1 protein-coding gene is annotated in these 541 nt (G+C 47.0%); it reads left to right on the top strand.

What is annotated here, in order from left to right:
- The coding region (locus tag R7Q09_RS27835) for an MFS transporter (RefSeq protein ID WP_318144171.1) at positions 1-541 on the top strand (541 nt) is incomplete at both ends.

The raw sequence follows: 541 nt of genomic DNA, 5'->3' as shown, positions 1-541 counted from the left end.
AAACACCGTTGTTACTTGCGATGATGATCATTGCTACTGGCCAGGTTGGCGTCAGTATCTATCTTCCTTCTTTACCGCTCATTGGCCATGACCTTAACTTGCCACAACCTTCGATTCAGAGTTTGGTGACGTTATTTTTGGTTGGTTTCGGTGTGTCACAGCTATTTTACGGTCCGCTTTCTGATGCCATTGGACGACGACCGGTGTTTATTCTCGGACAAAGCATCTGTTTAATCGGTACCGTCATTTGTATTGTCTTTGGCGATAACATTTCTGCACTTGAGGCAGGGCGATTGCTGCAAGGATTAGGAGCCGGCAGTGCCTCTGTTTTAGGGCGCTCAGTGCTACGGGACAGTTATGATGGTATGCAGTTAACGAAAGCTTTGTCGTATATCTCTGTCACTGCTTCTGTCATGCCGATTGTCGCGCCTCTTTTTGGCGGATGGATTGCGTACCACTTTAGCTGGCAAGCGGTATTTGTCTTTGTGCTGCTTTACTTGTTGGCGATATTTATCCTTGGCTACTTGGTTCTGCCAGAAAC

The organism is Vibrio sp. 2130-1, assembly GCF_033339515.1.
Note: the sequence above shows the minus strand (reverse complement) of the source record. Positions and strands in the feature narration are given on the sequence as shown.